The 26,138-nt window shown below is 71.8% G+C and carries 25 protein-coding genes; 11 read left to right on the forward strand and 14 right to left on the reverse strand.

Annotation, left to right across the window (positions count from 1 at the left end):
- Positions 1–305 precede the first annotated feature (305 nt).
- From ACWCP0_RS09345 to ACWCP0_RS09365, 5 genes are all read left to right on the forward strand, one after another.
- Entirely contained in the window at positions 306–758 is a 453-nt protein-coding gene (locus ACWCP0_RS09345) for a peptidoglycan-binding domain-containing protein (protein WP_451078243.1), read from the forward strand.
- Positions 759–2,576: 1,818 nt separating this feature from the next.
- Positions 2,577–2,915, forward strand: a complete 339-nt coding sequence (locus ACWCP0_RS09350) for an antibiotic biosynthesis monooxygenase family protein (protein ID WP_351233452.1) — start codon at positions 2,577–2,579, stop codon at positions 2,913–2,915.
- Entirely contained in the window at positions 2,912–3,799 is an 888-nt protein-coding gene (locus ACWCP0_RS09355) for an NAD(P)-dependent oxidoreductase (RefSeq protein ID WP_451078244.1), read from the forward strand. Before ACWCP0_RS09350 ends, ACWCP0_RS09355 begins: the two co-directional genes overlap by 4 nt.
- A complete protein-coding gene (locus ACWCP0_RS09360; RefSeq protein ID WP_451078245.1) occupies positions 3,796–4,785 on the forward strand; it encodes an amidohydrolase family protein in 990 nt (329 codons plus the stop codon). The genes ACWCP0_RS09355 and ACWCP0_RS09360 overlap by 4 nt, the downstream gene beginning before the upstream one ends.
- Before the next feature lie 5 nt (positions 4,786–4,790).
- The gene (locus tag ACWCP0_RS09365) at positions 4,791–6,026 is read left to right on the forward strand and encodes a cytochrome P450 family protein (RefSeq protein ID WP_451078299.1); all 1,236 of its coding nucleotides are present in this window, start codon (positions 4,791–4,793) and stop codon (positions 6,024–6,026) included.
- A 172-nt stretch (positions 6,027–6,198) separates the two neighbouring features.
- On the opposite strand, the gene ACWCP0_RS09370 is transcribed toward ACWCP0_RS09365, so the two are convergent.
- Positions 6,199–7,128: a S1 family peptidase gene (locus ACWCP0_RS09370; RefSeq protein WP_451078246.1), complete on the reverse strand. Its 930-nt coding sequence runs from the start codon at positions 7,126–7,128 to the stop codon at positions 6,199–6,201.
- Positions 7,129–8,009: 881 nt separating this feature from the next.
- Between ACWCP0_RS09370 and ACWCP0_RS09375 the strand changes: the two genes are divergently transcribed.
- The 3 genes from ACWCP0_RS09375 (at position 8,010) to ACWCP0_RS09385 (ending at position 10,633) form a co-directional block, all read left to right on the forward strand.
- Entirely contained in the window at positions 8,010–8,378 is a 369-nt protein-coding gene (locus tag ACWCP0_RS09375; protein WP_451078247.1) for a DUF779 domain-containing protein, read from the forward strand.
- Between the two features lie 62 nt (positions 8,379–8,440).
- Positions 8,441–9,739, forward strand: a complete 1,299-nt coding sequence (locus ACWCP0_RS09380; protein ID WP_451078248.1) for a phosphodiester glycosidase family protein — start codon at positions 8,441–8,443, stop codon at positions 9,737–9,739.
- Between the two features lie 102 nt (positions 9,740–9,841).
- Positions 9,842–10,633, forward strand: a complete 792-nt coding sequence (locus ACWCP0_RS09385) for a VOC family protein (RefSeq protein ID WP_451078249.1) — start codon at positions 9,842–9,844, stop codon at positions 10,631–10,633.
- Between the two features lie 72 nt (positions 10,634–10,705).
- Here the strand turns inward: ACWCP0_RS09385 and ACWCP0_RS09390 are convergent, their stop codons facing one another.
- From ACWCP0_RS09390 to ACWCP0_RS09405, 4 genes are all read right to left on the reverse strand, one after another.
- The gene (locus ACWCP0_RS09390) at positions 10,706–10,831 is read right to left on the reverse strand and encodes a hypothetical protein (RefSeq protein ID WP_451078304.1); all 126 of its coding nucleotides are present in this window, start codon (positions 10,829–10,831) and stop codon (positions 10,706–10,708) included.
- A gap of 37 nt (positions 10,832–10,868) precedes the next feature.
- A complete protein-coding gene (locus ACWCP0_RS09395) occupies positions 10,869–12,512 on the reverse strand; it encodes a serine hydrolase (RefSeq protein ID WP_451078250.1) in 1,644 nt (547 codons plus the stop codon).
- Between the two features lie 63 nt (positions 12,513–12,575).
- Positions 12,576–12,770 carry a hypothetical protein gene (locus ACWCP0_RS09400; RefSeq protein ID WP_351236603.1) on the reverse strand — a complete coding sequence of 65 codons (195 nt, stop codon included), beginning with the start codon at positions 12,768–12,770 and terminating at the stop codon, positions 12,576–12,578.
- Positions 12,771–12,902: 132 nt separating this feature from the next.
- A complete protein-coding gene (locus tag ACWCP0_RS09405) occupies positions 12,903–13,769 on the reverse strand; it encodes a phosphatidylinositol-specific phospholipase C/glycerophosphodiester phosphodiesterase family protein (RefSeq protein ID WP_451078251.1) in 867 nt (288 codons plus the stop codon).
- Between the two features lie 332 nt (positions 13,770–14,101).
- Here ACWCP0_RS09405 and ACWCP0_RS09410 point away from each other — a divergent pair, with 332 nt between their 5' ends.
- Positions 14,102–14,521, forward strand: coding sequence for a VOC family protein (locus tag ACWCP0_RS09410; RefSeq protein WP_451078252.1), 420 nt, complete (start codon positions 14,102–14,104; stop codon positions 14,519–14,521).
- Between the two features lie 115 nt (positions 14,522–14,636).
- Here ACWCP0_RS09410 and ACWCP0_RS09415 read toward each other — a convergent pair whose 3' ends face one another.
- The 5 genes from ACWCP0_RS09415 to ACWCP0_RS09435 form a co-directional block, all read right to left on the reverse strand.
- Entirely contained in the window at positions 14,637–15,722 is a 1,086-nt protein-coding gene (locus ACWCP0_RS09415; protein ID WP_451078253.1) for an acyl-CoA dehydrogenase family protein, read from the reverse strand.
- Positions 15,719–16,906, reverse strand: coding sequence for an acyl-CoA dehydrogenase family protein (locus ACWCP0_RS09420; RefSeq protein ID WP_451078254.1), 1,188 nt, complete (start codon positions 16,904–16,906; stop codon positions 15,719–15,721). Before ACWCP0_RS09420 ends, ACWCP0_RS09415 begins: the two co-directional genes overlap by 4 nt.
- Positions 16,903–17,871, reverse strand: a complete 969-nt coding sequence (locus ACWCP0_RS09425) for an NADPH:quinone oxidoreductase family protein (RefSeq protein WP_451078255.1) — start codon at positions 17,869–17,871, stop codon at positions 16,903–16,905. Before ACWCP0_RS09425 ends, ACWCP0_RS09420 begins: the two co-directional genes overlap by 4 nt.
- Before the next feature lie 89 nt (positions 17,872–17,960).
- Positions 17,961–18,554, reverse strand: coding sequence for a helix-turn-helix domain-containing protein (locus ACWCP0_RS09430; RefSeq protein ID WP_451078256.1), 594 nt, complete (start codon positions 18,552–18,554; stop codon positions 17,961–17,963).
- Between the two features lie 68 nt (positions 18,555–18,622).
- Positions 18,623–18,994 (reverse strand): hypothetical protein, encoded by a 372-nt coding sequence (locus tag ACWCP0_RS09435; protein WP_451078257.1) that lies wholly within the window; start codon positions 18,992–18,994, stop codon positions 18,623–18,625.
- A 199-nt stretch (positions 18,995–19,193) separates the two neighbouring features.
- On the opposite strand from ACWCP0_RS09435, the gene ACWCP0_RS09440 reads away from it, so the two are divergent.
- Positions 19,194–20,096: an SDR family oxidoreductase gene (locus ACWCP0_RS09440; RefSeq protein ID WP_451078258.1), complete on the forward strand. Its 903-nt coding sequence runs from the start codon at positions 19,194–19,196 to the stop codon at positions 20,094–20,096.
- Between the two features lie 42 nt (positions 20,097–20,138).
- Here the strand turns inward: ACWCP0_RS09440 and ACWCP0_RS09445 are convergent, their stop codons facing one another.
- From ACWCP0_RS09445 to ACWCP0_RS09460, 4 genes are all read right to left on the reverse strand, one after another.
- Positions 20,139–20,975, reverse strand: coding sequence for an enoyl-CoA hydratase/isomerase family protein (locus tag ACWCP0_RS09445; RefSeq protein ID WP_451078259.1), 837 nt, complete (start codon positions 20,973–20,975; stop codon positions 20,139–20,141).
- A 31-nt stretch (positions 20,976–21,006) separates the two neighbouring features.
- Positions 21,007–21,762, reverse strand: a complete 756-nt coding sequence (locus ACWCP0_RS09450) for a PIG-L deacetylase family protein (RefSeq protein WP_451078260.1) — start codon at positions 21,760–21,762, stop codon at positions 21,007–21,009.
- A 28-nt stretch (positions 21,763–21,790) separates the two neighbouring features.
- Positions 21,791–23,089 (reverse strand): alpha/beta fold hydrolase, encoded by a 1,299-nt coding sequence (locus tag ACWCP0_RS09455; RefSeq protein WP_451078261.1) that lies wholly within the window; start codon positions 23,087–23,089, stop codon positions 21,791–21,793.
- 86 nt (positions 23,090–23,175) lie between these two features.
- A complete protein-coding gene (locus ACWCP0_RS09460) occupies positions 23,176–24,645 on the reverse strand; it encodes a cellulase family glycosylhydrolase (RefSeq protein WP_451078262.1) in 1,470 nt (489 codons plus the stop codon).
- A 274-nt stretch (positions 24,646–24,919) separates the two neighbouring features.
- Here ACWCP0_RS09460 and ACWCP0_RS09465 point away from each other — a divergent pair, with 274 nt between their 5' ends.
- Positions 24,920–26,083 carry an ABC transporter ATP-binding protein gene (locus ACWCP0_RS09465; RefSeq protein WP_451078263.1) on the forward strand — a complete coding sequence of 388 codons (1,164 nt, stop codon included), beginning with the start codon at positions 24,920–24,922 and terminating at the stop codon, positions 26,081–26,083.
- Positions 26,084–26,138 lie beyond the last annotated feature (55 nt).

The raw sequence follows: 26,138 nt of genomic DNA on the forward strand, positions 1-26,138 counted from the left end.
GGTGGGCACATGACACCCGCGGCGACCTGCTGCATCGCGCGGGCCAGCGGCCTCGCGGCCATCACGCCGCCTGGAGCCGTACGACGCGTACGCCCCCGAAGGTTCCGACTCTGCGTCGGAGACCCGGAGGCGGCGTTCGATGATCCGGGTCGCGGGGGTCACTCGCGAGCAGCGAGGGCCGCGAAGCTCACTTCGTCTGCGCGGCCTTCCCGTGCGGACGCCCGTGCCATAGCGTGAGCCGACTCTGTTACGGACTCGGCCGGGAACTCTCCCGGCCGAGTCCCTGGCTTGAAGGGACAACACCCTTGCGCGTCCCCAGAACAGCCCTGTCGCTCGTCGCCACTCTCGCCTGCGCGGTGGGGCTCACCATCCTCCCCACCACGACGGCCGTGGCCGCCACCCCGCAGTGCGTCACCAAGATGGACCGGCTCGACGACGGGCCGGGCGGTGCCAACTGGATGCCCGTCGCCTCCAACGGCAGCACCATCTGCTACCTGCACCAGGGCAGCGTCAGCCAGGCCGTCTGGGCCCTGCAGCGGGCCCTGAAGGTCTGTTACGGCCAGAACATCGCCGTCGACAGCGATTTCGGTCCGAAGACGAAGGCCGCACTGATCAACGTACAGCGCCAGCTGCGCATTTCGGCGGACGGCGGATACGGGATCCAGACCCGGACCGCCATGAAGTTCTCCCGCAGCGACCTCTCCGAACCCGCCGCCAGCAACCCCGCCTACTGCCACCACAACGGCCCCGTCACCTGATCCGCGCCTGCCCCAGGACCTGCGGACCGGACTGAGCCCACGGGCCGGCCTGATCCCTCGAGACCAGCCTGGGCCCTCGTGCCCTCACCGGGAGCCCGGCGCCACGGTGCCCATCGAGGCATGAGAGCGCCGGGCGACCTGAGGTAGCGCTGCTGATGGAGATCCTCTCCGACCCCACGGCCCGGCCGAGGCCGGAGTCGGCCTGGTGCGAGCCCGGCATCGAGGACGCACTCCCCCTCCGGGCCGCCGTCCACCGCGTTCACCGGTTGTCCGCGCACGATGCGGCGACAGCGACCGCACTCGTGGTCCGGCCGGCCCTACGGCCCGGGGACACGGAGCTGTGCCTGGCCGCCCTGGACGAGGCGTGGCGGCTTCTCGTGGCGGCGGTCCGCGGCCCCTCACTGCTGCCCCTGTCAGGAGAACTGCTGGAGGACCCGGATGCCGAGGTGCGGCTCAAGGGCCACCCGCCTCCTGGCGGCCCTCGGTCGGCAGGCAGCTCCTTGCGCCGATCGGCTCGCCACCCTCGTCTACGGCCCCGGGACGGACGGGTACGCCGAGGGCACCGTCGGCGCATACGCGCTCCGGGCGCTGACCCGGATGGGCGACGCACGCGCCCTTCCGGGACTGGTCGAGCGGCTCTACGAGCCCTACCGGGAGCTCTGTTCGCGCAGCTGCGTCCTGGGGGGACCCACGGCTGTCCGAGATCGCCGACGTCCTGATGCCGCTGCGGGAGCACGCGGGCGTCCTGCTGCCCGGCCTGCGGGAGGTGCTGCGGAACTCCGGCGATCACAACGGCGGCCCGGGGCCGCTGACCGGGGAGATCTGGCGGGTACGGGAAGCGTGGGGACCGGACGCCCTGCCCGCGCTCACGGAGGTGGTGCCGCTGCTCTCCGACGCCCGCAGCTCGCTCCGCGCCGCCGACGCGCCGGCGGCCATGGGGCCGGCCGCCATGACGGCCGAGTCGGCGGTCCGGCGTTGCGCGATCCTCGACCACGAGCCGAACCGGTGGCATGTGGCGTGGGCCGCCCGGCGTATCGGCGGTGACGGCCGTCGGCGCTGCAACTGCTGGGCGACGCGGCGCCGAAGGAGGAGGGACCGTGCTGGGGACGGGTCCGTCTGCCGGCCGGCTTCGGGCCCGCGGCCGCGCCGTACGCCGACCGGGTGCGGCACATCATCGCGAACTCGCGGGGTCGGGTCCGGATGCAGGCCGCCATCGCGACGCTGTGGTCGATCACCGGCGAGGCGGAACCGAGCGTGTCGGTGCTGGAGGCGTTCGTCCGGCCTGTCGCCGAGGGGAAGGACGGGTACGGGCAGTTCCGTGACGCGCTGCGCGCCCTGGCCCGTATGGGCACGATCACCCCGCAGATCCGCTCCGCGCTCCGGCGGTGTCGGCGTACGACACACGGCGTACGGCACACGGCTGTCGCCCTACGGCGACTTCCGGGCCGTCCTCGACGACGAGTTCCACCGGGCATCGATCGAGGAAACCGCCGGCCACGGCCTGAATCAGCCGGGTTCGGGGCGCCGGTGAAGGGTCGTGGACCGCGCCTGGCCGGCCTGCTCTCCGCCGGGCAGGCCGACGTCGTGGGACGTGATCGAAAAGCCGGTCGGCGCGGAGCGGTCGGCGCCCCTTTCGGGTGACGCCATCCGTGCCCCGGCGCAGCGAAACGGGACGCCTCGTTACTCACCCGAACAGGCTAACAACCGAGCGTGAGCCCTTGTCCCCACTGGCCTGTCCCCCATTCGGAGTTGCGACGCCACGGGGGGCATGAGTCGGTAGGAGTCGTGTCCTGCCGGATCTCACCATCAGGAGGAGACATGGACATCAAGCAGAAGGGCCATTCGGCCGAAAAGCTGTCCGTCGTTTTCGCGGTCCGTGTGATCGAGGGCGGCGAGCAAGGGTTTCTGGACATGTACGACCAAATCCGGAAGTCCGTCGCCGGAAGCCCCGGTCACATCATCGAGAGGCTGGGAGAGCCCGTTGACGACTCCCGCCAGTGGGTGATCACCAGCGAGTGGGAGACACCCGAGCACTTCTTCGCCTGGCAGCAGAGCGAGGACCACCGCGCACTGGTGGCCCCGCTCCGCAAGTGGGTCGACTCGACGCAGTCCCTGCGGTTCCGGGTCGTCAAGGAGACCACGAAGGAGACGTCATGACGCGCACCATAGACGGACCTGTCGCCGTCCTCGGTCTCGGCAGGATGGGCACCGGCCTGGCGACCCGCCTCCTTGACCAAGGCATACAGGTGCGGGTCTGGAACCGCACCTCGGAACGGGCCGAGCCGCTCGCCAAGGCGGGCGCCGTCGCGGCCGCCCACCCGGCCGATGCCGTCGAGGGCACAAGAGCCGCCATCTGCACCGTTGCCGACGGCGAAGCCCTCGGCACCGTGCTCCGCGGACCGGACGGGGTCCTGGCCAGGGGTGCCTACCCGGGCACGCTGATCTGCGCCAGCACCGTCGCCCCCGAAGAGGTCGTCAGCATCGCCGGGGAGGTGCCCTCGGTTCTGGACGTCGGCATGCTCGGCAACCGTGAGCACGCCCGCGACGGCGAGCTGCGGCTGTTCGTCGGCGGCGAGAAGCGGGCCTTCACCGTGGCCCGGCCGCTGCTGGAGATGCTGGGCAAGGAGGTCGTCCATCTGGGCGCGCTCGGTTCCGGCATGCGGATGAAGCTGCTCCTCAACCTGCTCATGGGGATAGAGGTGCAGGCGCTGGCCGAGGCCACCGAACTGGCGTCCGCCACGGGGCTCGACCGACAGCTGGTTCTCAGGACGATCGCGGGCAGCGGCTTCGCCTCGCCGGTCATGGCGTTCAAGTCGAGGCGCCTGGCCGCCGACCGCTTCGACGAGCCGGACTTCCGGCTGCGGCTGATGGCCAAAGACCTCATGCTCGCTACGAAGCAGGCTGCGGAGGCCGGCCTGCGTCTGCCCCTCGCAGCCGCAGCAGCCGAGACGCACGTCCGCGCCACCGAGCAAGGGCTCGGCGACGAGGACTGTGCCGCGGTCACCCGCGCACTCACACCGAACCCGGGAACCGACACATGATCATCGACATCCACGGGCACCTGTCCCCACCGGAGGCGGCCAAACGCTTCCCCATGCCCCCCAGCCTGACCGACGTCGACGGCATGCTCGCCGCTCGCGCCCAGGCCGGGATCGACCTCACCGTCATCGGCAGCCCGGTCGGCGCCGGAGCGATGGCGCGGGTCCCGGGCGTCGACAACTACGCGCAACCACGAGACCGGCTGCGCGGCTTCCACACCTGGATGTCAGGCCTGATCGCCAAGTTCCCGGACCAGTTGCGCGGGTACGTGTACGCCAACCCGTTCGGCGACGACGATCACCTGGAAGGAGTCAGGGAGACCCTGGCGGACCCCGCCTTCGTCGGCCTGATCACCACGTCCAGCGTCCATGGCGAGCTGCTCGGCTCCCCGCGTGCCGACTCCTTCTTCGCGCTGGCCGCCGAGGCGGGAGTGCCGGTCCTGGTGCACGCCCCGGCCGAACCGGTCGGCACGGAGCGGGTCGACAACATCGGCTTCGTCGAGCAGATCGGCCGCTTCGGCGACGTCACGATGGGCATGGCCATGATCGCGTTCGCGGGATGGCTGGACAAGTATCCCGGTCTGCGGCTGATCGGTGCGACCGGCGGCGGCGCGATGGCGCTGCTGCCGGAGCGCCTGCAGACGGCGGCGCGCCCCCGGCACTGGGGCGGGGGGGCGCCGCCCTCCGCCCCGCCGTCGGCGCAGCCCTCCGCCCCGCCGCCGGCGGAGAACCCGCCGGCGGCCGACCCGGCCGCGGCGCTCCAGCGCATGTACGTCGACACCAGCCCGTTCAGCCCGGCACACCTGAGCCTCAACGCCGAGGTCCTGGGGCCCGAACGGATGCTGTTCGGCACCGACTCACCGCCCATGGCGGCGCCGCTGGAGGACTTCATCCGCATGATCGAGAAGCTGCCGGTGGACAAGGCGTCCCAGCAGCTCATCCTCGGCGGCAACGCCGAGGCCCTCTTCGACCTGAGGAGTCGTCCGTGACCACCATGCAAGATCCCGTCGCCGCGGCCGAGCGGTGCACCCCGGAGTACAGGCGCAACCCGCACGCGGTCTACGCCCACCTCCGGGACACGGCGCCGGTCTGCCCGATGAGACCGCCGCACGGCAACGAGACGTACCTGATCACCCGGTACGAGGACGCGCGGGCCGCCCTGTCGGATCCGCGGCTGAGCAAGGACATGTACGGGGCCCTGGACGCCTACCGGAGCATCTTCGGTGACTCGTCGGTGGCGCTGGACGACAACATGCTCAACTCCGACGCGCCCAAGCACACCCGGCTGCGGAAGCTGGTCAACTCCGCGTTCACGCCGCGCCGTGTGGAAGCCCTGCGGCCGCAGATCCACGCCATCGCCGAGAAGCTGCTCGACGAGTGCCCGACCCGGGAACGGTTCGATCTGCTGCCCGCGTTCGCGTTCCCGCTGCCGATCACCGTGATCTGCGAACTGCTCGGCGTGCCGCCGGAGGAGCGCTCGCACATGCACCAGCTGTCCACCACGGTGGCACAGACCGGTTTCAGCGAGGAGTCCAAGCGGGCCCAGCAGAAGGCGGAGGAGGGCCTGCACGCGTACTTCTCGGAACTCATCGCGCGCAAGCGGAGCCGTCCGGGTGAGGACCTGCTCAGCGCGCTCACCGCGGTCCGGGACAACGACGGCGGGCTCACCGAGAACGAGCTGGTCTCGACGGCGTTCCTGCTGATGTTCGCGGGTCACAAGACGACCGCGTACCTCATCGGCAATGCCGTGTACCACTTCCTGGCCAATCCCGCACAGCTGCGCGCCGTGCAGGAGAACCCGGAGCTGGTCGGTCCGGCGGTGGAAGAGCTCGTGAGGTACGACGGCTCCGTGGAGAGCGCGACGTTCCGCTACGCGACCGAGGACGTGGAGTTCAGCGGGACGCGGATTCCGAAGGGCGCTCTGGTCCAGATCGCGCTCAGCTCGGCCAACCGCGATCCGCTGAAGTTCGACTCCCCGGACGAGTTCGATGTGACGCGACCGGGGAACGCCCAGAGCGCCCACCTGGGGTTCGGGCAGGGCAGTCACTACTGCCTGGGAGCTCCGCTCGCCCGGCTGGAGATGCAGCTGGCCCTCACCGGGCTGTTCACCCGGTTCCCGAGGATGGCCCTGGCCGACCCCGCGGGTGAGCCGAAGTGGATGGAGGTGCCGTTCCCGGCCTTCCGCGGTCTCGCAGAGCTGCCCGTGGTGCTCGATCCCGCCGTGTCGTGACCGACGGCAGGGGGCGGGCGAAAGGGGCGCGGAAGCCGTTCGGCGGCTTCCGCGCCCCTCGGCGGCGGCTTGGAGGTTCGTCGTGGGCGGGCCCGGTGGCCGCTTCGCGCGAACGCCGAGCGGGCCCCTCCGAAGAGGGGCCCGTCGACGTCGCTTCAGAGATGGCGCTTCATCAGAAGACGCTCACCCCGTAGGCGCTCAGCGCCTCCGTGACCGGCTGGAAGAACGTGGTGCCGCCGGAGGAGCAGTTTCCGCTGCCGCCTGAGGTCAGGCCGAGCGCGGTGGTGCCGGAGAACAGGGCGCCGCCGCTGTCGCCGGGCTCGGCGCAGACGTTGGTCTGGATGAGGCCGTGGACGATGTCCCCGCCTCCGTAGTTCACGGTCGCGTTGAGACCCGTGACCGTCCCGCCGTGCAGGCCGGTGGTGCTGCCGCTGCGCAGGACGGACTGGCCGACGGAGGCGTTGCCGGCCGACGTGATGTCGCGGTAGGTGCCGTTGTAGAGGTAGACCCGGCCGTCCGCGGCCGAGGCGTTGGAGTGCCGGATGATGCCGTAGTCGTTGGTGGGGAAGCTGGAGCCTGCGGTCGGGCCCAGGACGGTGGTCTGGGCGGAGTTCGTGTACCAGGTGCTGCCGATGTTGGTGCAGTGGCCCGCGGTCAGGGCGTAGTACGTCGAGCCGCTGCGTACGTTGAAGCCGAGAGAGCAGCGGCCGCCGCCGGTGTAGATGGCCTGGCCGCCCGCGATGAGCTTGTTGAACATGCCGGGCGTGCGCGTGATCTTGAGGGAACCGGCCCGGTCGCCCGCGGCCTTCTTGATAGCGGAGATTTCCGCGGCGGAGACGGTGCTGTCCACCGTCACGACGACCTTGCCGGTCGCCTTGTCGGTGTACCACGCCGTTCCGGCGATGTCGGCGCTGCGAACGGCGTCGTTCGCCTGCGCCAGCGATGCCGCAGTGGGGGCGGCGCCGGAGGTGGATTCGGCTGTCGCCGTGGGAGCAGTCAGCGCGGTGACGGCCAGCAGTCCGGCAGCCACGGCGATCAGCCGCGTCGCTCGTCTGCGGGGGCCGCCGAGGGGGAAGCGCCTGGTGTTCACTACATCCTCCATGTGGGGGTCCTGTGGGCCCGTTGGGTGTGCGGGCCCACGCGCACCGCGTCGGCCGGACGACGACCCGTGGGTCATGGCCCTGACAAACGCGGTGCGTGCTAGGAAGCTTGAACTCCGGTTAGTTCCGGCACAAGGTCGCCTTTCGGCCGGTCTACACGCGTCCAGCAGCCACGTATTCACTGCGCGAAGCCCATGCGGCAGGCAGTGACCGAATTCCGGAGCCGACGGGGCCGAGCCGACGGAATACAAAAGCGGTCTGACGAGCGATCAGGAATGCACCGCGTACCGGCCCCTGACTCCCGGCAGAGGCGCACCCGCCCCCGGTCATTCCTGTTGAACGCTCACCCGCCCCGCCCGAGACGTGAGCGACAGCCCGGCCCTGCGGTGGGGACGTGGACACAGAGCCGAAACAGCCCTTGGCCGGCTGCGCTTGCCGGCCGGCGGGTCCGCGGGCCCGCCGTTCGTCGACCCGACGACCGGCGCAACAGGGATCGGGGCACGACGAATTACTCGGAGATCACCGCGTTCGCCCACGTCGGGCCTCTGTCCGAAATTCATGCTCCCCCGCCCGCCCCAAGGCCGGGCGAGGCACTCGACGAGCCGCTCGCGACGACTCACCGGCCCGTCCCACGGCGCGACGCCGGACCCGACTCACCGAAGGTCATGAGGCGATGCCCCCTGACCCGCCTGCGGCTTGGACCGCCGGACCCTGGGCTGCGCCGCCCCCCTGCAACCTCCTCGCAACCTCGTAGGGAGTTGACTGGCCACTGCCTCAGCGGCATCCGATACGTGGACCGGTCAGGAGAGGGGCTGCACATGGACCGACATGCGACGGCGCATCCGCGGGTGAGCTGCTCGACACAACAGCGCGGCTTCGTCCGATGACCGGGGACGCCGCACGGGCCCCCCTCGTGGAGCTCACTCCCGCGGCCGCCGAGCTGGTGCGGCGGCTGCGGGCGGCGCACGGGCCCCTGATGTTCCATCAGTCCGGCGGCTGCTGCGACGGCAGCGCGCCGATGTGCTATCCGGACGGCGAGTTCCGCACGGGCGGCTCGGACGTGCTGCTGGCCGCACTGTCCGTCGACGGCGTGGACGAGCCGGTGTCCTTCTGGATGTCGGCGAGCCAGTACGAGGCGTGGCGGCACACCCGGCTCATCGTCGACGTCGTCGAGGGCCGCGGCAGTGGATTCTCGCTGGAGGCACCGGAAGGTGTGCGTTTCCTGATCCGTTCCCGGCTGGTCGGTTCCTAGCCTTCCCGGTCTGGTCAACTCTTCTGCATATAATGCGAGTTGGCCGGACGTGGGGAGCGACAGTGACGACACGTCGTACGCACGGTGCCCGGGGTGACGTGGTCCGTACGGTGCTCGGCGGGGTGCTCACCTGGTGCTCCCTGGTGGTGACGGGACTCGCGGCGGCCACGCCTGCGACCGCCGCTCCCGCTCCCGCCGCCGCGCAGGCACCCGTCTGGGTGCGGCTCGCACCGGGTGTGCAGTACCGGCAGTTCGGCATCGATGCCTCGAACGGCCCCGCCCGGGCCCATCTTCTCTCGGTGGACCTGCGCAGCCCCCAGGTCTCGGTGGGTCTGCTGTACCCCAGGGCGGTCGGCGCCCGGGCACCACTGTCGTCACTCGCCGACGGCAGCGGTGCGGCGGCCGCCGTCAACGGCGACTTCTTCAACATCACGGAGACCCAGCACCCCGGGGTCGAGGCGACAGGAGCCCCGGTGGGCCCGGCGATCGCGGGTGGCCGGCAGCTCAAGGCCGCGGTGCCGAACGGCCAGCGGTTCGGACCGGCGCTGCCGCCGGGCACGTCGACGCGGGACGTCCTGGGCGTGGGCAGCGACGGCCGGGCACGGCTCGGCCGACTGGCCCTGGACGGCAGTGTGTTCACCGCCGAGGGCAGGCTGCCGCTGGGTGGGCTCAACCAGTACGCACTCCCGGTCGGCTCGATCGGCGCGTTCACGTCCGACTGGGGCGCCGTCTCCCGGGTCCGTGCGACGTGCGGTACGGATACGAACCGGGCGGCGCCGTGCAGTTCGGACACGCATGAGGTGACGCTGCGGCGCGGCCGGGTCGTCTCGGTGGCCGCCACACCGGGGCGGGGCGCGATCGCCCCGGACACGCAGGTGCTGGTCGGCCGGGACGCCGGGGCCGCCCAGCTGCGCGGGCTCGCCGTCGGCGACCGGGTGACCGTACGGCACCGGCTGGTCGAGGCGCGCAGCCGGGCCCCCTACCGCTTCGCGGTGGGCGGCTACCCGGTGCTGCGCGGCGGGGCCCCGCTGCCCGGCCTGGATGCCGTGACGGCCGCCGTGCGCACGGCGGCCGGGATCGCCGACGGCGGGCACAGGCTGCTGCTGCTCGCCCTCGACGGTGCCCCGGAGTTCCGCACCGGACTGACGATCGCCGAGGTGGCGGCCGTGATGCGGGACGCCGGGTCGGTGGACGCCTTCAGTCTGGACGGCGGTGGCTCGTCGACCCTGGTCGCACGGAACGCCGGAGCGGATGCGGTGACGGTACGCAACCATCCGAGCGGCGGGGCAGAGCGTCCCGTACCGAACGGCATCGGCGTGTTCTCGCCACGCTACCCGGTGTCGCAGGCGTCCCGGGCGTGATTGCGGTGTCATCGCGCGGGACGACGTCGCTCTCACTAGCGTGGTGCTCAGGACATCCGACACAAGCACACCTCACCCCGCAGACAGCAGAGAGAGTCAGTCATGGCTGCACAACCTGAAGGCACGCCGATCTGGGCCGATGCGATGTTCTCCGACGTGGAGGGAGCGAAGAGCTTCTACGGCGAGCTCCTGGGCTGGACGTTCGGCGAGGCCTCGTCGGAGTACGGGAACTACACGCAGGCGTACGCCGCCGGGAAGGCCGTCGCCGCCGTGGTCCCGCCGATGCAGGGCCAGGAAGGCCAGTCGCAGTGGTGTCTGTATCTGGCGTCGCCGGATGCCGCCGCGACCGCAGAGAAGATCCGCCAGAACGGCGGCACCGTCCTCATGGAGCCGATGGAGGTCGGCGACTTCGGCTCGATGTGCCTCGCCCAGGATCCGAGCGGCGTCGTGTTCGGTGTCTGGCAGGCCGGCACGCACGAGGGCTTCGAGGCGCAGAATGTGCCCGGCGCCTTCTGCTGGGCGGAGGTCTTCACCCGTGAACCGGAGAAGTCCGACACGTTCTTCCCCACGGTCTTCGGCTACGGCGTGAAGACGATCGAGGACGAGAACGTCGACTTCAAGCTCTTCGACCTCGGAGCGGACCCGGTGCTCGGCCGGATGAGGATGACCCCGGAGGAGTTCCCCGCGGAGATCCCGTCCTACATCCAGGTCTACTTCACCGTCCCGGACTGCGACGCCGCGGTGGCGAGCGCGCAGAAGCTGGGTGGCAAGGTGGTGTTCGGGCCGATGAGCAGCCCCTTCGGCCGCTTCGCGGCCATCGTCGACCCTCAGGGTGCGGCGTTCGCCGTCATCGACGTCACGACCACCGAGGGCGAGATGCCGAACATCACCTGAGTCCGGGAGGCGAGGTGGATGCCCGGGGCCGCACCCTGACCGGCCCCGGGCATCCGTGTCCTCGCCGGCGGTTCAGTGCTGGGTGTCGCGCACGGCGACGATGCCGTTGAAGACCCCCACGTACGCCGTACAGTCGGGGCCGATGGTGATCGGCGCCCAGTTGTTGTCGTACAGCGGCCCCGTGCGCGGCGGTTTCACGGGCGCCTCATGATCGCGAAACGACCGGGGCTTCGCCTCAGTCGCGGCTGAAGGTGCCGAGGCCGTTCTCGTCGAGGTACTCGACCCGGAACCCGGTGGCCTTGCCGCCCGGGTCGACGGTGAAGGTGACTCCGGTCGCTCCGACCGCGTTCTCGCCCGTCGTCTCGTAGCTGAAGGTGTCGCCGTCGTAGTGGGTCAGGTCGAACCGCATGGGTTCGGGCCCCAGTTCGAGGACGAGTCCGTCCCGGTCCGTGGTGACGACGGCCTTGCCGTAGTAGGCGCTGGAGTACGTCCCGGTGTAGGCGCCGTCGGCGCGGGCGGGCCTCGGCTTCGCGGGCGGATCGGCGTAGTCCGTGGGGGACTTGCCCCGCTCCTGCTCCTGCTCGTAGAGCCCGGCGACCAGGGGCAGCCAGTCGGTGGTGGGCTTGCCGTACTGGACGGTGTCGAAGAAGTCGAGGGCGACGGAGTCGGCCATGCCTACGGGCTGGCCGTTGGTGAGGACGACGATGCCGAGCTGCTCGCCCGGCAGCATGGTCACGTTGGTGTTGGCGCCGAGTTCGAAGGCGCCGGAGTGGCTGAGGCGGAGCCTGCCCTGGTTGTCGTAGCCGACGTTCCAGCCCAGGCCGTAGAAGCCGGCGCGTGCGGCGGGGGCCGTGGGGGGCTGGGAGACGATCTCGGGAAGGTGGGTGTGTTCCAGGGCCTCGGCGTCGATGATCCGCTTGCCGTCGAGTTTCCCGTTGGCGAGCTGGAGTCGCAGCCAGCGGGTCATGTCGCTCGCGGTGGAGCTGACGCCGCCGGCCGGTGCCTGCGCGTCCGCGTCCCGGACGAACTTCGCCTGCCAGGTGCCGTCAGCGGTCCTCACGTGGGTGACGGCCTTGTTCGTGGCCTTCTCGTAGTCGGCGAAGGCGGAGCTCGTGGAGTCCATCGCGGCCGGCTTGTAGAGGGTGTCGGCGCTGAGCTTCTCCCAGCTCACTCCCCTGGCCCGGGCCACGGCCTCCGCGCCGGCCGTGAAGCCGAAGTTGGTGTACGCGTAGCTCGCGCGGAACGGGTCGAGCGGCTCGTCGCGCAGATGGCCGAGGATGTACGCCTGGTCGTAGCCGAGGTCCTCCAGCAGATCGCCGGCGTGGTCGGGCAGCCCGCTGCGGTGGGACATCAGGTCCGTGACCGTGACATGGGCGCTCACCCACGGGTCCTTGAGCGCGAAGCCGGGAAGGTGCCGGGCCACCGTCTCGTCCCAGCCGACGACGTCGTCGCCGACGGCCCCCGCGACGACGGTGGAGGCGATCGGCTTCGAGAGCGAGGCCAGCTGGAAGACGGTGTCCGGCCCGACGGTCCCGGGTTCGCCGACCTTGCGCTCGCCGAAGCCCCTGAGGTGGACCACCCGGTCCTTGTACACGACGCCTACGGCCGCCCCGGGCACGCCGGTGCGCTTCATCATGTCCTCGACGACACCGTCCAGCTTGGCGACGGCGGCGTCCACGTCGGCCTGGGTGAGCAGCGGCGGGGGCTCGAGCGGGGGTGGCTTCGGGGCGGACTCCGAGGGGGTGGGTGCGGGGGTGGGCGGCGGGGTGGGCGCGGACGCGGCCAGGGTCAGGGCCGTCGCCCCGGCGAGCAGAGCGGCCAGGCCCGATACGCCCAGGGTGCCGCTCCTGCGGAGTCGCACGCCCTTACCAGCACGCATACCGTCCATTGAACGCCCGGAGCGGGACCCTGTCGCCCGCAGTCTCCGGGGCGGTGCCGGTTCTCAGGGTTTGAGCCTGCTGACCACGTCCGCGGTGGCGGACACCCCGTTCTGGATGGTGGGCGCCATGCTCGTGCCTGCCAGGAGGAACCCGAGCAGGGCGCAGACCAGTGCGTGCGAGATCTTCAGGCCCCCGTTGCGTAGATAGATCACCGCGAGTACGAGCAGCAGCAGTACGACTGAGACGGACACGGCCATCCCCCAACCTCCTTCGACGCCGCGTCGGAATTGCGGCATTCGGTCGCCAGTGTGGCGGAGTGGAGGCGCCGGATGGCCGACTGGCGTGTCCGCTGATCGGGTGATTGTTGACGCGGGGATTGACCGGGGCGGTTACGCGCCGCGGGCGCGGAGGAACTGTTCCAGGCCGGAGAGGTCGTCGGTGTTGATGTGGTCGACGCGGGCGTTCAGCAGTTCGGACCAGACGGCATCGCGCGCCGGGCCCGGTGCGTCGGGGGTGGCCCAGAAGCGGACGCGCTGCCCGCGGTCGTGGGCCGTGGAGACGATGGACCGCAGCCGTTCGCGCTCGACGGCGGGGAACGGGCCGTTGCCCTGCCAGGTGAAACTCTGCGTCCAGTTGCTGGAGATCAGCGGGATGAAGGAGGCGGGCGCGGGCGCGGGGGCCGCGAGGTCGTCGAGGCGGCCGTCGTAGAAGGCGTGGCGTATGCGCTGGGCCTCCATGGGGGCGCGGGCGGCCCGGTCGCCGGAGATGACGGGAGCGACGGCGCCGGGGTGCACCCGGCCGTGGGCGTAGGTGCTCAGGATCCGGCGGTATGCCTGGAGTTGGCGGTCGAGTTCGAGGTAGGTGTTCACCCCGTCGTTCTTGATGTCCACGAGCAGCTGCACGGGACGCCGGTAACCGCGGTGCACCGAGCCGTGGTTGGCCCTCACCCGGGCGAGCAGCGGGTCCAGGTAGAGGGAGCGGAGGGTGCGGGTGGGGTCGAGCTGGGCGGGCTCGTGGGCGACGAGGAGCTCCCCGTCGACGAGGAAGATGTCGGCCTCGAGGCTGGTGAAGCCGTGGGCCAGCGCGTCGTGGAGGGGCCGCGTGTGCAGGTAGTCGTTGTGCGCGTGCGCGCGGCGCAACGGGCGGGCCCTGTGGGCGGGTTCGGCCGCCAGGGCCTGGGCGGCGGGCGCGAGGGCGGCTCCGGCGAGTGCGGCGGCGATCGTGGTGACGGCTGCGCGACGGGTGGTGCGGTCCATGGTGCCTCCGGGCTCTGCGGGACGTGGGAGCGGTACGGGCGGTGCGGGAGGTGTGGAACACCGCGAGTATCCGTGCAGATCACGTCCAACGGGCAGGGTGCAGCGAAGAGTTCGGCCACCGGTCACCCGGCGCTCAACCAGTGCGGCACCGGGACCCGGCCGGCCTCGCCGGCGGACGGTCACCGCCGGTCGTCCGGCTGCGTGGTGGAGGAGGAGGCGAGCTGCCGCCACCGGCCGGTCGGGGCAACCTGCGCGCAGGTCGCCGCCTGCCGGGGTCGTCCTCGCGCTAGTCTGCGCGGACCTGATGATTTGCCCGGATCCGGGAGGATTTCATGACCTCGCGACTCAACCCGTATCTCAGCTTCGGCGGCGACGCCCGCCAGGCGATGGAGTTCTACAAGGAGGTCTTCGGCGGCACGCTGGCACTCAACACCTTCGGCGAGTTCGGCCAGAAGGACACCCCGGGTGCCGACAAGATCATGCACGGGATGCTGGAGACCCCCAGCGGCTTCACGCTGATGGGCGCCGACACTCCGCCGGGGATGGAGCACACCCCGGGCAACAACTTCGCGGTGAGCCTCAGCGGCGACGACGAGGCGGAGCTCCGCGGCTACTGGGACATGCTGTCCGCCGGCGCCGGCGCCGGAGTCTCGGTCCCGCTGGAGAAGCAGATGTGGGGCGATGTGTTCGGCATGTGCACGGACCGGTTCGGCATCCCCTGGATGGTCAACATCAGCGGGACGCGGGGCTGAGGAACCAAGGACGGTCCTTGCGGGGAACGGGCAGGCCGCCGCGGAGCCGGCCGGGGTTTCCGGCCGGTGCCGCGGCGGCCACGGCGGGTGGCAGCGCCCTGCTACCGGTTCCGGTTCACCGGGGAGCGGGCAGCGACACCAGTTCCGCCAGCGCCTCCCTGTGCCGGCCGGGCGTGCCGAGGGCGATCTCGTCCGCCTTGGCGCGCTTGAGGTAGAGGTGCGCGGGGTGTTCCCAGGTCATGCCGATGCCGGCGTGCAACTGGACGCACTCCTCCGCGGCGTGCACGGCGACCCGGGAGCAGTAGGCCTGCGCGACCGACACGGCGAGCGGGGCCTCGGCGCTTCCGGTGGCTAGTGCGTCCGCGGCGTTGCGGGCGGCGGCGCGTGCGTGCACGACCTCCAGCCAGAGCTGCGCCATCCGGTGCTTGAGCGCCTGGAAGGAGCCGACGGGCCGGTTGAACTGGTGGCGCTCGCGCGTGTACCGGACGGTCTCCTCGAGGCACCACTCTGCGACGCCGAGCTGCTCGGACGCGAGCAGACCGGCGCCGGCGAGCAGACCTCGGCGTACGGCGGCGGCGGCCGTCCCGGCGTCCGCGAGCCGCGTTCCGGCCGCGTCCCCGACGGTGACGGACGCGAGCGGGCGCGTCAGATCGAGCGCGGTCTGCGGTACGACCGTGGCGTCGGCGCGCTCCACCGCGTGCAGCCCGTCGGGCCTCGGCACCAGCAGGACGTCGGCGGTCACCGCGTCCGCGACGCCGGTCACGGTCTCTCCTTCGGGAAGGCCCGCGCCCGGGGCGGTGGAGAGCGGGAGCGCGAGGACCGCCACCGTACGGCCGCCGGCCAGGCGCTTGAGCAGGTCGGCGACCTCGTCGGCCTCGCCGTCGAGGGCGAGGAGGGTCTCGGTGGCGATGACGGAGCTGCTGAGGTACGGCGCCGGGGTCACCGTCCGCCCCAGCTCCTCCAGCACGACCGCGGCCTCCCTGTGCGTGGCGCCCTGGCCGCCGAGCTTCTCGGGCACGAGCAGGCCCGCCGTGCCCATGTCGGCGGCGAGCGAGGTCCACAGCCCGGCGTCGTACGGCTCGCCCGTCTCGGCGCGGGCGAGCACGGCGGACGCCTGCGACCGGTCGGTGAGGAGTGAGCGCACGGCGGCGCGCAGGTCGTCCTCGGTCTCGGAGTACAGCAGGTCCGGCTGGGTGCTCATCGCGTCAGGTCCTTCCAGGCGACGTCCTTGTCGTTGCGCGGCTCGGGCGGCAGGCCGAGCACGCGCTCGGCGACGATGTTGAGCAGCACTTCGCTCGTGCCGCCCTCGATGGAGTTGCCCTTGGAGCGCAGATAGCGGTAGCCGGCGTCGCGGCCCGTGAAGTCGACGAGTTCGGGACGGCGCATGGTCCAGTCGTCGTACAGCAGCCCTTCCTCGCCGCGGAGTTCCACCTCCAGCCCGCTGATCTCCTGGTTGAGACGGGCGAACGCGAGCTTCATCCCGGAGCCCTCGGGTCCGGGCTGGCCCGCGACGAGCTGCTGGCGGAGCCGTTCGCCGGTGAGCCGGGCGACCTCTGCCTCCACCCACAGGGTGAGCAGACGCTGGTGGAGGTCGTGGGTGCGCAGTTCGGGGCGCTCGCGCCAGGTGCGCGCGACGGGGCCGATCATTCCGCCCTCACGTGGGATGCGCATGCCGCCGATCGAGACGCGCTCGTTCATGAGGGTGGTCCGGGCGACCTTCCAGCCGTCCCCGACGGGGCCGAGGCGGTGGGCGTCGGGGATGCGGACGCCGGTGAGGAAGACCTCGTTGAACTCGGCCTCGCCGGTGATCTGGCGCAGCGGCCTGACGTCGACTCCGGGGTCGGTCATGTCGCAGATGAAGTACGTGATGCCGCGGTGCTTGGGCGCGTCGGGGTCGGTGCGGGCGATGAGGATGGCCCAGCGGGCGAGGTGCGCGCTCGACGTCCACACCTTCTGGCCGTCCACGGTCCAGTCGCCGTCGTCCCCGTCCCGGACTGCGCGGGTGCCGAGCGCGGCCAGGTCGGAGCCGGCGCCGGGCTCGCTGAACAGCTGGCACCACACCTCCTCGCCGACCCAGAGAGGCCGCAGGAAGCGCCGCTTCTGCTCCTCGGTGCCGTAGGCGAGGATCGTCGGCGCGGCCATGCCGAGGCCGATGCCGATCCGGCGGGGATCGTTGTCGGGCGCGCCGGCGGCGTCGAGTTCGGCGTCGACGACGGCCTGGAGGGAGCGGGGCGCGTCCAGTCCGCCGAGCCCGACGGGGTAGTGCACCCAGGCGAGTCCGGCGTCGAAGCGGGCCCGGAGGAAGTCGGTGCGGTCGGTGGTGGCGGGCGGATGCTCGGCGAGCAACGTGCGTGTGCGCTCGCGCAGTTCGGCGGCATCGGTCATGAGGCGGCTCCTTCCGGGACGACGACGAGGCGGCCGGTCGTGGTGCCGTCGGCGACGCGCTGCACGGCGCCGGCGGCGTCCACGAAGGCGACCCGCTCGCTGATGAGAGGCTTGATCAGGCCCTTGGCGGCATATTCGGTCAGGGTCTCGTGGCAGCGCAGGACGGACCGCGGGTCCTTGTGGTTGTAGAGGCCCCAGTGCAGCCCGACGATCGAGTAGTTCTTGACGAGGGCGTGGTTGAGTGCCGGGCTGGGGATGGTGCCGCTCGCGAATCCGACGATCAGGATGCGGCCCTCGAACGCCACGCACTTGGCGGACTTGGCGTAGGCGTCGCCGCCGACCGGGTCGTAGATCACGTCGGCTCCGCGCCCGCCGGTGGCTTCCTTGACGGCGGCGACGATGTCGTCGCTGCGCCGGTCGATGACGACGTCGCAGCCCAGTTCGCGGGCGACGGCCGCCTTGTCGGGCCCGCCGACGACACCGATGACCCTGGCGCCCGCCGCCTTGCCGAGCTGTACGGCCGCGCTGCCGACACCGCCCGCCGCGGCGTGCACGAGCAGGGTCTCGCCCTCCTGGAGGTGTGCCCGGCGGTGCAGCCCGAACCAGCCGGTCTGGTAGCCGATGTGCAGGGCCGCGGCCTCCGCGTCGTCCAGCGCCTCCGGCGCGGGGAGCACGGCGGCGGCGTGCGCGACGACGTACTCGGCAAGGCCTCCGTGCGGCAGGGCGGCCGTGGCGATGACCCGCCGGCCGTCCTCGGTCTCGCCGCAGACCTCGACGCCGGGGGTGAACGGCAGCGGCGGCGTCACCTGGTACTGGCCGCGGCAGAGCAGCGCGTCCGGGAAGTTGATGTTCGCGGCGCGCACCTTCAGCCGGAGCTGTCCCTCGCCCGGCTCCGGGCGGTCGGTCTCCTCAAGGCGCATCACCTCGCTCGGCTCGCCGTTCCGGTGCACTCGCCATGCCTGCATTTCGGGGCCTCCGCGGTTGTCGGACCTACCACTGCTCCACTGCTCGATCAGCATACTAAGCGGTCGCTTGTCCCTGTGGGAACAGCTTCTCAGCCGCTCTTCGGCCGCGCCCGTACATGCATCCGCTCCCCCTGCGGCCCGAACAGGCTCAGGAACTCCACCGGCCCGTCCTCCGTGGACCCGAACCAGTGCGGCACCCGGGTGTCGAACTCCGCCGCCTCGCCCGCACCCAGCACCACATCGTGCTCGCCGAGGACCAGGCGCAGCCGCCCGGAGAGCACGTACGCCCACTCGTAGCCCTCGTGCGTACGCGGTTCGGGCACGTGCCGCCCGGCCTCCTGCACCACCTTGTACGCCTGGAGTCCACCCGGCCTGCGGGTCAGCGGAAACATGGTCCGCCCGTACCGGACGATCGGCTTCGACCGGACCCGGGGGTCGCCCACGGGCGGGGCGCCGACCAGTTCGTCCAGCGGGACCCGGTGGGCGCGGGCGATGGGCAACAGCAGCTCGAGACTGGGCTTTCGGCCACCGGACTCCAGGCGGGAGAGGGTGCTCACGGAGATTCCGGTGGCCTCGGAGAGTGCGCTGAGGGTGGCCCCGCGCTCGTGCCGGATACGGCGCAGCCGTGGGCCCACCTCGCTCAGCACGGCATCGAGGGAGGCGTCGTCGTCGTTGTGCGTCATGGAGTCCATTGCAGAAACAGCAACGTGACGTGTCAAACACGCCACTGCGCGACCGGCCCGTCGCACGCTCACCACAGAGCGCCGTGCCGGTGCCGGGTCTGCGGCACATCCAGATCGGTGGCACCGCCGGCGCGGTGCGTGCGCCGGATCTCGGCGCAGCGCAGGCGTACGGAACGACGGGCGCTGCGCTCGGCCCGGTTGGCCGCGAATCCGGTCCGCGCGGAGCGATGCGCGCGGTCGTAGGTGTAGATCGCGAAGCCGGTTCGTACGAGCTGCGGCCGGGCACGCCGGCCCTCGGCGCCTGCGAGGGTCTCCTCGCGCCGGTCGTATCGCAGGGAGGACAGAGCGAGTGCGCGGATCGCTCGCGCGCGGTGACGCTCCTCCCAGGTGCGGCCGAGGTCGTCGTGGCGGCTGGGAATGTGGTGGGCGGTGCGGGACACGTGTGCCTCCGTGGACGCCCCAGGACCGTCCTGGGGTACCTACCGGAAGGCGAAGGGGCCGGTGCCGCGGGCTCGGTTCACGCCGCGGACCCTACCGCCCCCGTCGCGCTGCCGCCTCGCGCTGCCGTCTCGCGGCCGTCTCGCGGCCGTCTCGCGCACGGGCATGGAGGTTTCGGCCGGCAGCCGCTATCGATGCGGCATGACGGACGAGAGTGGACACGACGACCCGCTGCCCGGACTGCCCGCCCCTCCCCCGCTCGGGGCGAGCGCACTGCCGCCGGGCACGTACGAGGGCCGTGTGGTGCTGGTGACCGGGGGCGGGTCGGGGCTCGGCAGGGCGATCGCGGAGGAGTTCGCGCGGCTCGGCGCCGATCTGGTGATCGTGTCGCGGAACGCGGAGCGTCTGGAGGCGGCGCGCAAGGAGCTGAGCGGCTTCGGCGGGCGGGTGGCGGTGGCCGTCGGCGACATCCGCGAGCCGGAGCAGGTCGCCGCGGCCTTCGACACGGCGGAGGCGGCGTGCGGGCTGCCGGACGTCCTGGTGAACAACGCGGCCGCGAACTTCCCCGCCCCGGCCGAGGAGTTGTCCCCGAACGCCTGGCGGGCGGTCGTCGACATCACGCTCACCGGCACCTGGTTCATGACGCGGGAGTTCGCCAGGCGCCGTCTGGCCGCCCGGGCAGCGGGCTCGGTGATCAATGTCGGGGCCTCGTACGCGTGGACGGGCGGCCCTGGCTTCGCGCACTCGGCGGCGGCCAAGGCCGGGGTCAAGAGCCTCGTCGAGACCCTCGCCGTGGAGTGGGGGCCGTACGGGATCCAGGTCAACGGGCTGGTGCCGGGGCTCGTTCCGCACGAGGACATGACGGCGGACATCCGGGCCGGCCTCGACCGCGCGCACGACATGGCCGTACGGCAACCCGCGCTGCGGGTGGGCCTGCCCCGCGAACTGGGTTGGGCGGCGACCTTCCTCGCCTCGCCGTACGCGCGGTACATCACCGGGCACACGCTGGTGGTGGACGGGGCGAACTGGCAGCGGCGCGCCCTGGTCAACGGTCCGGTCGTGACGGTGCGCGAGCAGCTCGGCCGGGGGCGGTTCGAGGGGTGAGGTCCTCTGCCGGGCTCGTTGTCCGGCGCCCGCAGGCAGCCGTCAGCAACCGTCGAAGTCGGGTGGGCGGCGGGCGGCCCTGGCCGCGTACCCCTCGTGGGCGTCCTCGGACGTGAGCGTCAGGGCCGCGCTCAGGGCCGTACGGTCGAGGGCCGCGGCGAGCCCCGCGTCGGCGTACGCATCGATGTTCCGCTTGACGGCGCGGACGGCGAGCGGGGCGTTCGCCGCGATCGCGTCAGCCGCGGCCCGCGCCTCCCTCTCCAACTCATCGGGGGAGGTGACGAGCTGGAGGATGCCGAGGCGGTGCGCGGTCGGCGCGTCGATGCGCCGGCCGGTCAGCGCGAGGTACTTGGCCCAACCCGCACCCGCGTCGCGCGCGAGGCGCAGATCGCCGCCCGCGTCGACGGCGACGCCGACCGCCGCCTCGGGCAGGGCGAGGACGGCGTCATCGGCGGCGATCCGGATGTCGGCCATCAGGGCCAGCTCGAAGCCGAAGCCCAGGCAGTAGCCCTGGACGGCGGCGACCACCGGCTGGGGCAGCCGGGCGAAGGCGGCGAAGCGTTCGTGGACCCAGCGGATGCCCTCGTAGTAGCCCTGGGTGCGCTCCGCCGCCGAACGGCCGGTGATCGCGCCGCCGGGAGCGGTGACATCGATCCCCGCGCAGAAGGCGCGGCCCTCGGCGCGCAGCAGGACCGCCCTGATGCGTTCGTCGAAGCGGATCCGGTCGGCCATCAGGCCGAGCTGGCGGCTGGACTCCCAGCTCCAGCCGTTGAGCTTGTCCGGCCGGCAGAGGGTGAGGACGCCGATGCCGTGCTCCTCGACGTCGAGCCGTATCCGTTCCTCGCCCTCGGCGATCTCCCGGTCCAGTGTGTCGATCATCGCCCGCCCCCACGCATGCTCTGACGGTACGTCAGAACTGCTGGAAGCTGAAGAGCTCGAAGGTCACGGCGGGCCGCCCGCCGAAACGCGGGGCCGCGGCCCGGGCGGTGCCGAACAGGAAGTCCCGGCAGTAGTCCTCGGGGGCCTTGTCGGTGAGTGCCTCGATGTAGCTGCGGTGCTCCATGAGGGACTGCACGGAACGCTCCAGTCCCGCGGTGGCGTCCACGGCGTGCGTGGGCGTCGCGGAGCCCGCGATCGCCACCCAGCGCACGCCGCTCCACGGCTCCAGGCCCTGCTCGGCGCCGAGTTCGGGAAAGATCCACCGATTGCCCGCGTCGGCGACCGCGTCCAGCGTGGCGCGGCCGACGGCTCGGTGGTCCGGAGTGTTCCAGGCCCCACCGACGGCGGGGCCCCAGGTGTCCCGGTGGTTGAGGGTGACGACCAGTTCGGGCCGGTGCCTTCGGATCGCCGCGGCGATGTCCCGGCGCAGCGCGGTGCCGTACTCGATGACGCCGTCCCGGCGACCGAGGAACTCCACCGTGGACACCCCGACGACGGCCGCGCTCGCCCGCTGCTCCCGCTCGCGCAGCGGTCCGCAGACGGCCGGCTCGAGCCTGTCGATCCCGGCCTCGCCGCGGCTCGCGAGCAGATACGCGACCTCCTTGCCGCCGTCCGTCCAGCCCGCGACGGCCGCGGCGCAGCCGTACTCGAGGTCGTCGGGATGGGCGACCACGGCGAGGGCGCGCTCCCAGTCGTCCGGCATCGGTTCGAGCTGAGGTTCGGTCATGACCGCAGCGTATCCGTAAGGGCGGGGGCTACACCTCGTCGCGTACGAGGGCGAGCAGCCGGTCCAGGACCCGGGCGCCGGAGGCCCGGACGCCGTCGTGTTCGTACTCGTCGGTGACCCAGGTGCGCAGTCCGCGGATGGCCCGGGCGGTCGCGAGCGAGTGGGCCGTGTCGACGTACATGTCGTCGTGGTAGATCGCCGCGGCGACCGGGACCTCGTTGGCCGCGAGCCGCTCCGCGTCGTAGAGCGGCGGCCAGTCGGTGCGGGCGGCGAGCAGTTCGGCGGTTTCGCGCAGGGGGCGCAGGGCGGGGTCGGTCTCGAAGTGCCAGGGGTGGACGGACTCGCCGGTGAAGAACAGCGGTCCGTCATCGGCCGGCGTCTTCGCCGCGTCGAACTGCGGGAACTCGGCGCGGACGCGCTCGGCCGCCCAGGCCGTGGGCGCCTCGCCCTGGGCGTAGATCGCCTCGTGCAGGACGGCGTAGAGCGGATGCGCGGCGTAGGAAAGGGCCGCGAGCACGCCCTCCTGGAAGGTGTCGGAGAGCTCGTCCCCGCCCGCTCCTGCCACGAAGGCGTTCTCCAGCAGATAGTGCAGCTGGTGGCTGCCGTCCCCGGTGCCGAGCTGGATGCCCAGTGACTGGAACGCCTCAGGCGTGAGCACGTATCCACCGGGGAGCACGGGCCGGTGCTCGGCGAGATGACCGGCGATGCGGCGGGCCCGCTCGACGTCCTGCGGGTAGCGGGCGTAGTGGGCCTCGACCTTGCGCTGGATGCGCGGGTACGCGGCCCGGTACACGTCCTCGGCACGGGCGTCGAGCGAAGGCAGACCGCCCGTGATGAGCACGGTCCGCAGACCCTCCGGAGCGGTCGACAGATAGTGCGTGGCGCAGAAGCCGCCGAAGCTCTGGCCGAGCACCGTCCACCGGGCCCCGCCGGTGAGCTGGCGCCGGATGGCCTCGCAGTCCTGGACGATGCTGTCGGCGCGGAAGTGCGCGAGATGCTCCGCCTGCTCCTTCGGGCCGCCGCGCAGCGGCAGTGTCTGCCGGTTGGCGGGGGTGGACAGCCCGGTGCCGCGCTGGTCGAGCAGCAGCACCCGGAATTCCTGGACGGCGCGACCGAGCCAGGCCTGCTTGCCGGGGAAGCGCCGTGCGCCGAAGCCGGGACCGCCCTCGAGGTAGACCAGCCACGGCAGCTCGGCCCCGGCCCGCGCGCTCGACACGACCTCGCGGCCGTACAGCCGGATCTGTTCCCCTGCCGGGTGGGCGTGGTCGAGCGGGACCGTGAAGTGGCGGTCCGTGAGGACGAGGCCCGGCTGCCGGTAGCTGGTCAATGCTGCTCCTGCTCTGTGTCCCTGGTGGTACGCCCCCGCCCGCCCAGTGCATCACATGGGCGGGCGGGGGGTCGCGCCGAGGCGGATCAGCCGGTCGGGAAGTCGTCCGCGGTCCTGATCCGGTCGCGCACCCAGACACCGGCGGGCTTCAGCGGGCCCGTGCCGGTCCAGGGGCCGTTGCTGTTGCAGGTGCCGGCCTGGAAGACGGCGCCGGTGCGGTGGTCGTCGGAGTAGTTCCAGTTGACCCAGCTGATCTTCTTGGCCGCCATCAGGTCGATGTAGCGCTGGGACATGGCGAAGTCGTTGCTGCCCTCACCGGCGTAGTTCTGGGTGCCGAACTCGGTGACGAACACGGGCAGCTTGTCGGCGGCCCGGGAGAGGGTGTTCAGGTACTCGTCCCGGTGCGAGTAGGCGTAGAAGTGGAAGGTGTACATGATGTTGGTGGCGTTCACCGGGTTGGCGACGACCTCGGTCTCGTCCGCGCCCTCGGACACACCCAGCGAGGACCAGGCGCGGGTGCCGACCAGGACGGGAGTGTCCGGGTCCTGCTGGCGGATGACCGGGATGAGCTGTTCGGCGTAACTCTTGATGGTCGACCAGCTCACGCCGCTGGGCTCGTTGGCGATCTCGTAGAGCAGGTTGTTCTTGCCGCTGTGGCGCTGGGCGATCTCGGTGAAGAACGTCTTGGCGCGGCTCAGGTTGTGGTGCGGGTCGCCGGGGTCGAGCATGTGCCAGTCGACGATCGCGTACATGCCACGCGCGGTGGCCTGGTCGATGATCGAGTGGACCAGATCGGTGAACCTGCGCGGGTCGGTCTCGTAGCCGCCCTCCTGGATGTACATGGAGATGCGCAGGACGTCCGCGTTCCAGTCGGTGGCCAGGGCGTTCAGCGAGCCGGACGTCACGCACTGGCTGTACCACTGCAGGCCGTGGGTGGACATGCCACGCAGCTGGACGGGTCTGCCGTACTGGTTGCACAGCTTGGTGCCGCAGACCGTGAGCTGTCCGTTGGTCTCGACGGGGGTCCTTCCGCCGGAGGGGGGTGCGGTGTCGACGGCGAGATGGTCGACGTTGGGGCCGCCGTTCGCGGTGGTGGCGGTGGCCCGGATGGTGTTGGTGCCCGCCTTGAGCTGGGCGGTGAGGCTCGCGGTGGCCCAGGTGGTCCAGGCGCCGGTGCCGCCGAAGGCCTTTTCGTCGGCGACGACCGCTCCGTTGACGGTGATGTCCATGGGGCGGTTGGTGGCCGTGCCATTGGCGTACCGGAGTGTGAGGGTGGCGCTGCCGGCCTGGGCGGCGTCGACGGTCCACTCGACGGAGGACCCGGCGGCATTGGCGTAGTTGACGAATCCGGTGCCGGTGAAGCCGGTGTGGTTGGACTCCACGGCGCCCTGGGAGACGACCGCGTTCTCGGCTTCATGAGTGACGGCGGCGGCAGGAGCGAGCGCTTCGGCGGGGGAGGCGGGTGCCGCGGGTGCCGTGGCGAGGCCGATGAGCAGAGCGGCGAGGGCGGTTGCGGCACCGGCGAGAGGGCGTGACAGGGAGCGTGCCGATCTCATGGAGGTCTCCACGATGTGGGGGGATGGAGGGGATGGGAAGGAAACCGGATTGGAAGGAAACTTTCCTAACCAAGTGGATAGCAGCCCCGCGCGAACTCTCGCAAGGGTCATGACAAGAACCGGCGTTCAGGGGTGTGACCGCGCGGGTGCGGGCGCGCGGGTCGTGGGCGCCCCGCTCCCGGCCCTCCCCCGGGCCTCCCCCGGCCTTCTCCCGGCGGCTCCGCCCCGGGCCCGGCCGGGTGCGTCCCGCGCTCGCCCCGCCTAGCGTGGACGCATGATCCGGTTCGAGGAGGTCAGCAAGGTCTACCCGGATGGCACGACCGCCGTGGACGGCCTGTCCTTCGAGGTGGCCGAAGGCGAACTGGTCACTCTTGTGGGCCCGTCCGGCTGCGGCAAGACGACCACGATGATGATGGTGAACCGGCTGATCGAACCGACGTCCGGGCGCATCCTGGTCGACGGCGAGGACATCTCCCGCGTCGACCCGGTCAAGCTGCGCCGCCGGATCGGATACGTCATCCAGCAGGTGGGCCTCTTCCCGCACCGGACGGTCCTCGACAACACCGCGACGGTCCCCTCCCTCATCGGCTGGAAGAAGGCGAAGGCCCGTGCCCGGGCCGCGGAGCTCCTCGATCTGGTGGGGCTCGACCCGAAGACGTACGGCCTGCGCTATCCCGCCCAGCTCTCGGGCGGCCAGCGCCAGCGGGTCGGCGTGGCCCGTGCGCTGGCGGCCGATCCCCCGGTGCTGCTGATGGACGAGCCGTTCGGCGCGGTCGACCCGGTGGTGCGGGAGCGGTTGCAGAACGAGTTCCTGGGCCTCCAGGCGACGGTCCGCAAGACGGTGCTGCTGGTCACCCACGACATCGAGGAGGCGGTGCGGATGGGTGACCGCATCGCCGTGTACGGGCAGGGCCGCATCGAGCAGTTCGACACCCCGGGGGCTGTGCTGGGCGCTCCCTCGACCGACTACGTCGCGCAGTTCGTCGGCTCGGACCGCGGGCTGAAGCGGCTCTCGGTCACCCGGATCGAGGCCGACGACCTGGAGGAGCCGCCCGTCGCCCGTCTGGACGAGCCGGCCGCGGCGGCGGCCGCCCGGCTGCGGGCCGACGACGCGCGCTGGGCGGTGGTGCTCGGCGCCGGGGGCGATCTGCACGGCTGGGTCTCCGCGGACGCCCTGTCGATCGCCGGCGAACACGGCACGGTCGGCGATCTGGCCCGCCGGATGGAGGCCTGGGTACCGCTGGGGGCACCCCTGAAGCAGGCGTTCAGCGAGATGCTCCAGCACGACGCGGGGTGGGTCGCCGTGGTGGACGGGGCCCGCCTGGCCGGCGTGCTGACCCCGGCGAAACTGCATGAGGCGCTGCGCCGTTCCGTGGACGCGGACGTGCGGGGCGTGGCGCGGGACGAGGTGGAGTTCGACTCGGTGCCGGACGCGTGAGACCGCCGCCGGACGTGTGAGACCGCGGCCGGGGGCGAGCGATCCGGCTCGTGGC

Source organism: Streptomyces sp. NPDC001970 (genome assembly GCF_053594115.1).

What these genes read in the sequence shown, in the direction of transcription:
- ACWCP0_RS09350 (WP_351233452.1), top strand. Translation starts at nt 2,577, where the DNA reads ATGGACATCAAGCAGAAGGGCCATTCGGCCGAAAAGCTGTCCGTCGTT.
- ACWCP0_RS09355 (WP_451078244.1), top strand. Translation starts at nt 2,912, where the DNA reads ATGACGCGCACCATAGACGGACCTGTCGCCGTCCTCGGTCTCGGCAGG.
- ACWCP0_RS09360 (WP_451078245.1), top strand. Translation starts at nt 3,796, where the DNA reads ATGATCATCGACATCCACGGGCACCTGTCCCCACCGGAGGCGGCCAAA.
- ACWCP0_RS09365 (WP_451078299.1), top strand. Translation starts at nt 4,791, where the DNA reads ATGCAAGATCCCGTCGCCGCGGCCGAGCGGTGCACCCCGGAGTACAGG.
- ACWCP0_RS09370 (WP_451078246.1), bottom strand. Translation starts at nt 7,128, where the DNA reads ATGGAGGATGTAGTGAACACCAGGCGCTTCCCCCTCGGCGGCCCCCGC.
- ACWCP0_RS09375 (WP_451078247.1), top strand. Translation starts at nt 8,010, where the DNA reads ATGACCGGGGACGCCGCACGGGCCCCCCTCGTGGAGCTCACTCCCGCG.
- ACWCP0_RS09385 (WP_451078249.1), top strand. Translation starts at nt 9,842, where the DNA reads ATGGCTGCACAACCTGAAGGCACGCCGATCTGGGCCGATGCGATGTTC.
- ACWCP0_RS09395 (WP_451078250.1), bottom strand. Translation starts at nt 12,512, where the DNA reads ATGCGTGCTGGTAAGGGCGTGCGACTCCGCAGGAGCGGCACCCTGGGC.
- ACWCP0_RS09400 (WP_351236603.1), bottom strand. Translation starts at nt 12,770, where the DNA reads ATGGCCGTGTCCGTCTCAGTCGTACTGCTGCTGCTCGTACTCGCGGTG.
- ACWCP0_RS09405 (WP_451078251.1), bottom strand. Translation starts at nt 13,769, where the DNA reads ATGGACCGCACCACCCGTCGCGCAGCCGTCACCACGATCGCCGCCGCA.
- ACWCP0_RS09410 (WP_451078252.1), top strand. Translation starts at nt 14,102, where the DNA reads ATGACCTCGCGACTCAACCCGTATCTCAGCTTCGGCGGCGACGCCCGC.
- ACWCP0_RS09415 (WP_451078253.1), bottom strand. Translation starts at nt 15,722, where the DNA reads ATGAGCACCCAGCCGGACCTGCTGTACTCCGAGACCGAGGACGACCTG.
- ACWCP0_RS09420 (WP_451078254.1), bottom strand. Translation starts at nt 16,906, where the DNA reads ATGACCGATGCCGCCGAACTGCGCGAGCGCACACGCACGTTGCTCGCC.
- ACWCP0_RS09425 (WP_451078255.1), bottom strand. Translation starts at nt 17,871, where the DNA reads ATGCAGGCATGGCGAGTGCACCGGAACGGCGAGCCGAGCGAGGTGATG.
- ACWCP0_RS09430 (WP_451078256.1), bottom strand. Translation starts at nt 18,554, where the DNA reads ATGACGCACAACGACGACGACGCCTCCCTCGATGCCGTGCTGAGCGAG.
- ACWCP0_RS09440 (WP_451078258.1), top strand. Translation starts at nt 19,194, where the DNA reads ATGACGGACGAGAGTGGACACGACGACCCGCTGCCCGGACTGCCCGCC.
- ACWCP0_RS09445 (WP_451078259.1), bottom strand. Translation starts at nt 20,975, where the DNA reads ATGATCGACACACTGGACCGGGAGATCGCCGAGGGCGAGGAACGGATA.
- ACWCP0_RS09450 (WP_451078260.1), bottom strand. Translation starts at nt 21,762, where the DNA reads ATGACCGAACCTCAGCTCGAACCGATGCCGGACGACTGGGAGCGCGCC.
- ACWCP0_RS09460 (WP_451078262.1), bottom strand. Translation starts at nt 24,645, where the DNA reads ATGAGATCGGCACGCTCCCTGTCACGCCCTCTCGCCGGTGCCGCAACC.
- ACWCP0_RS09465 (WP_451078263.1), top strand. Translation starts at nt 24,920, where the DNA reads ATGATCCGGTTCGAGGAGGTCAGCAAGGTCTACCCGGATGGCACGACC.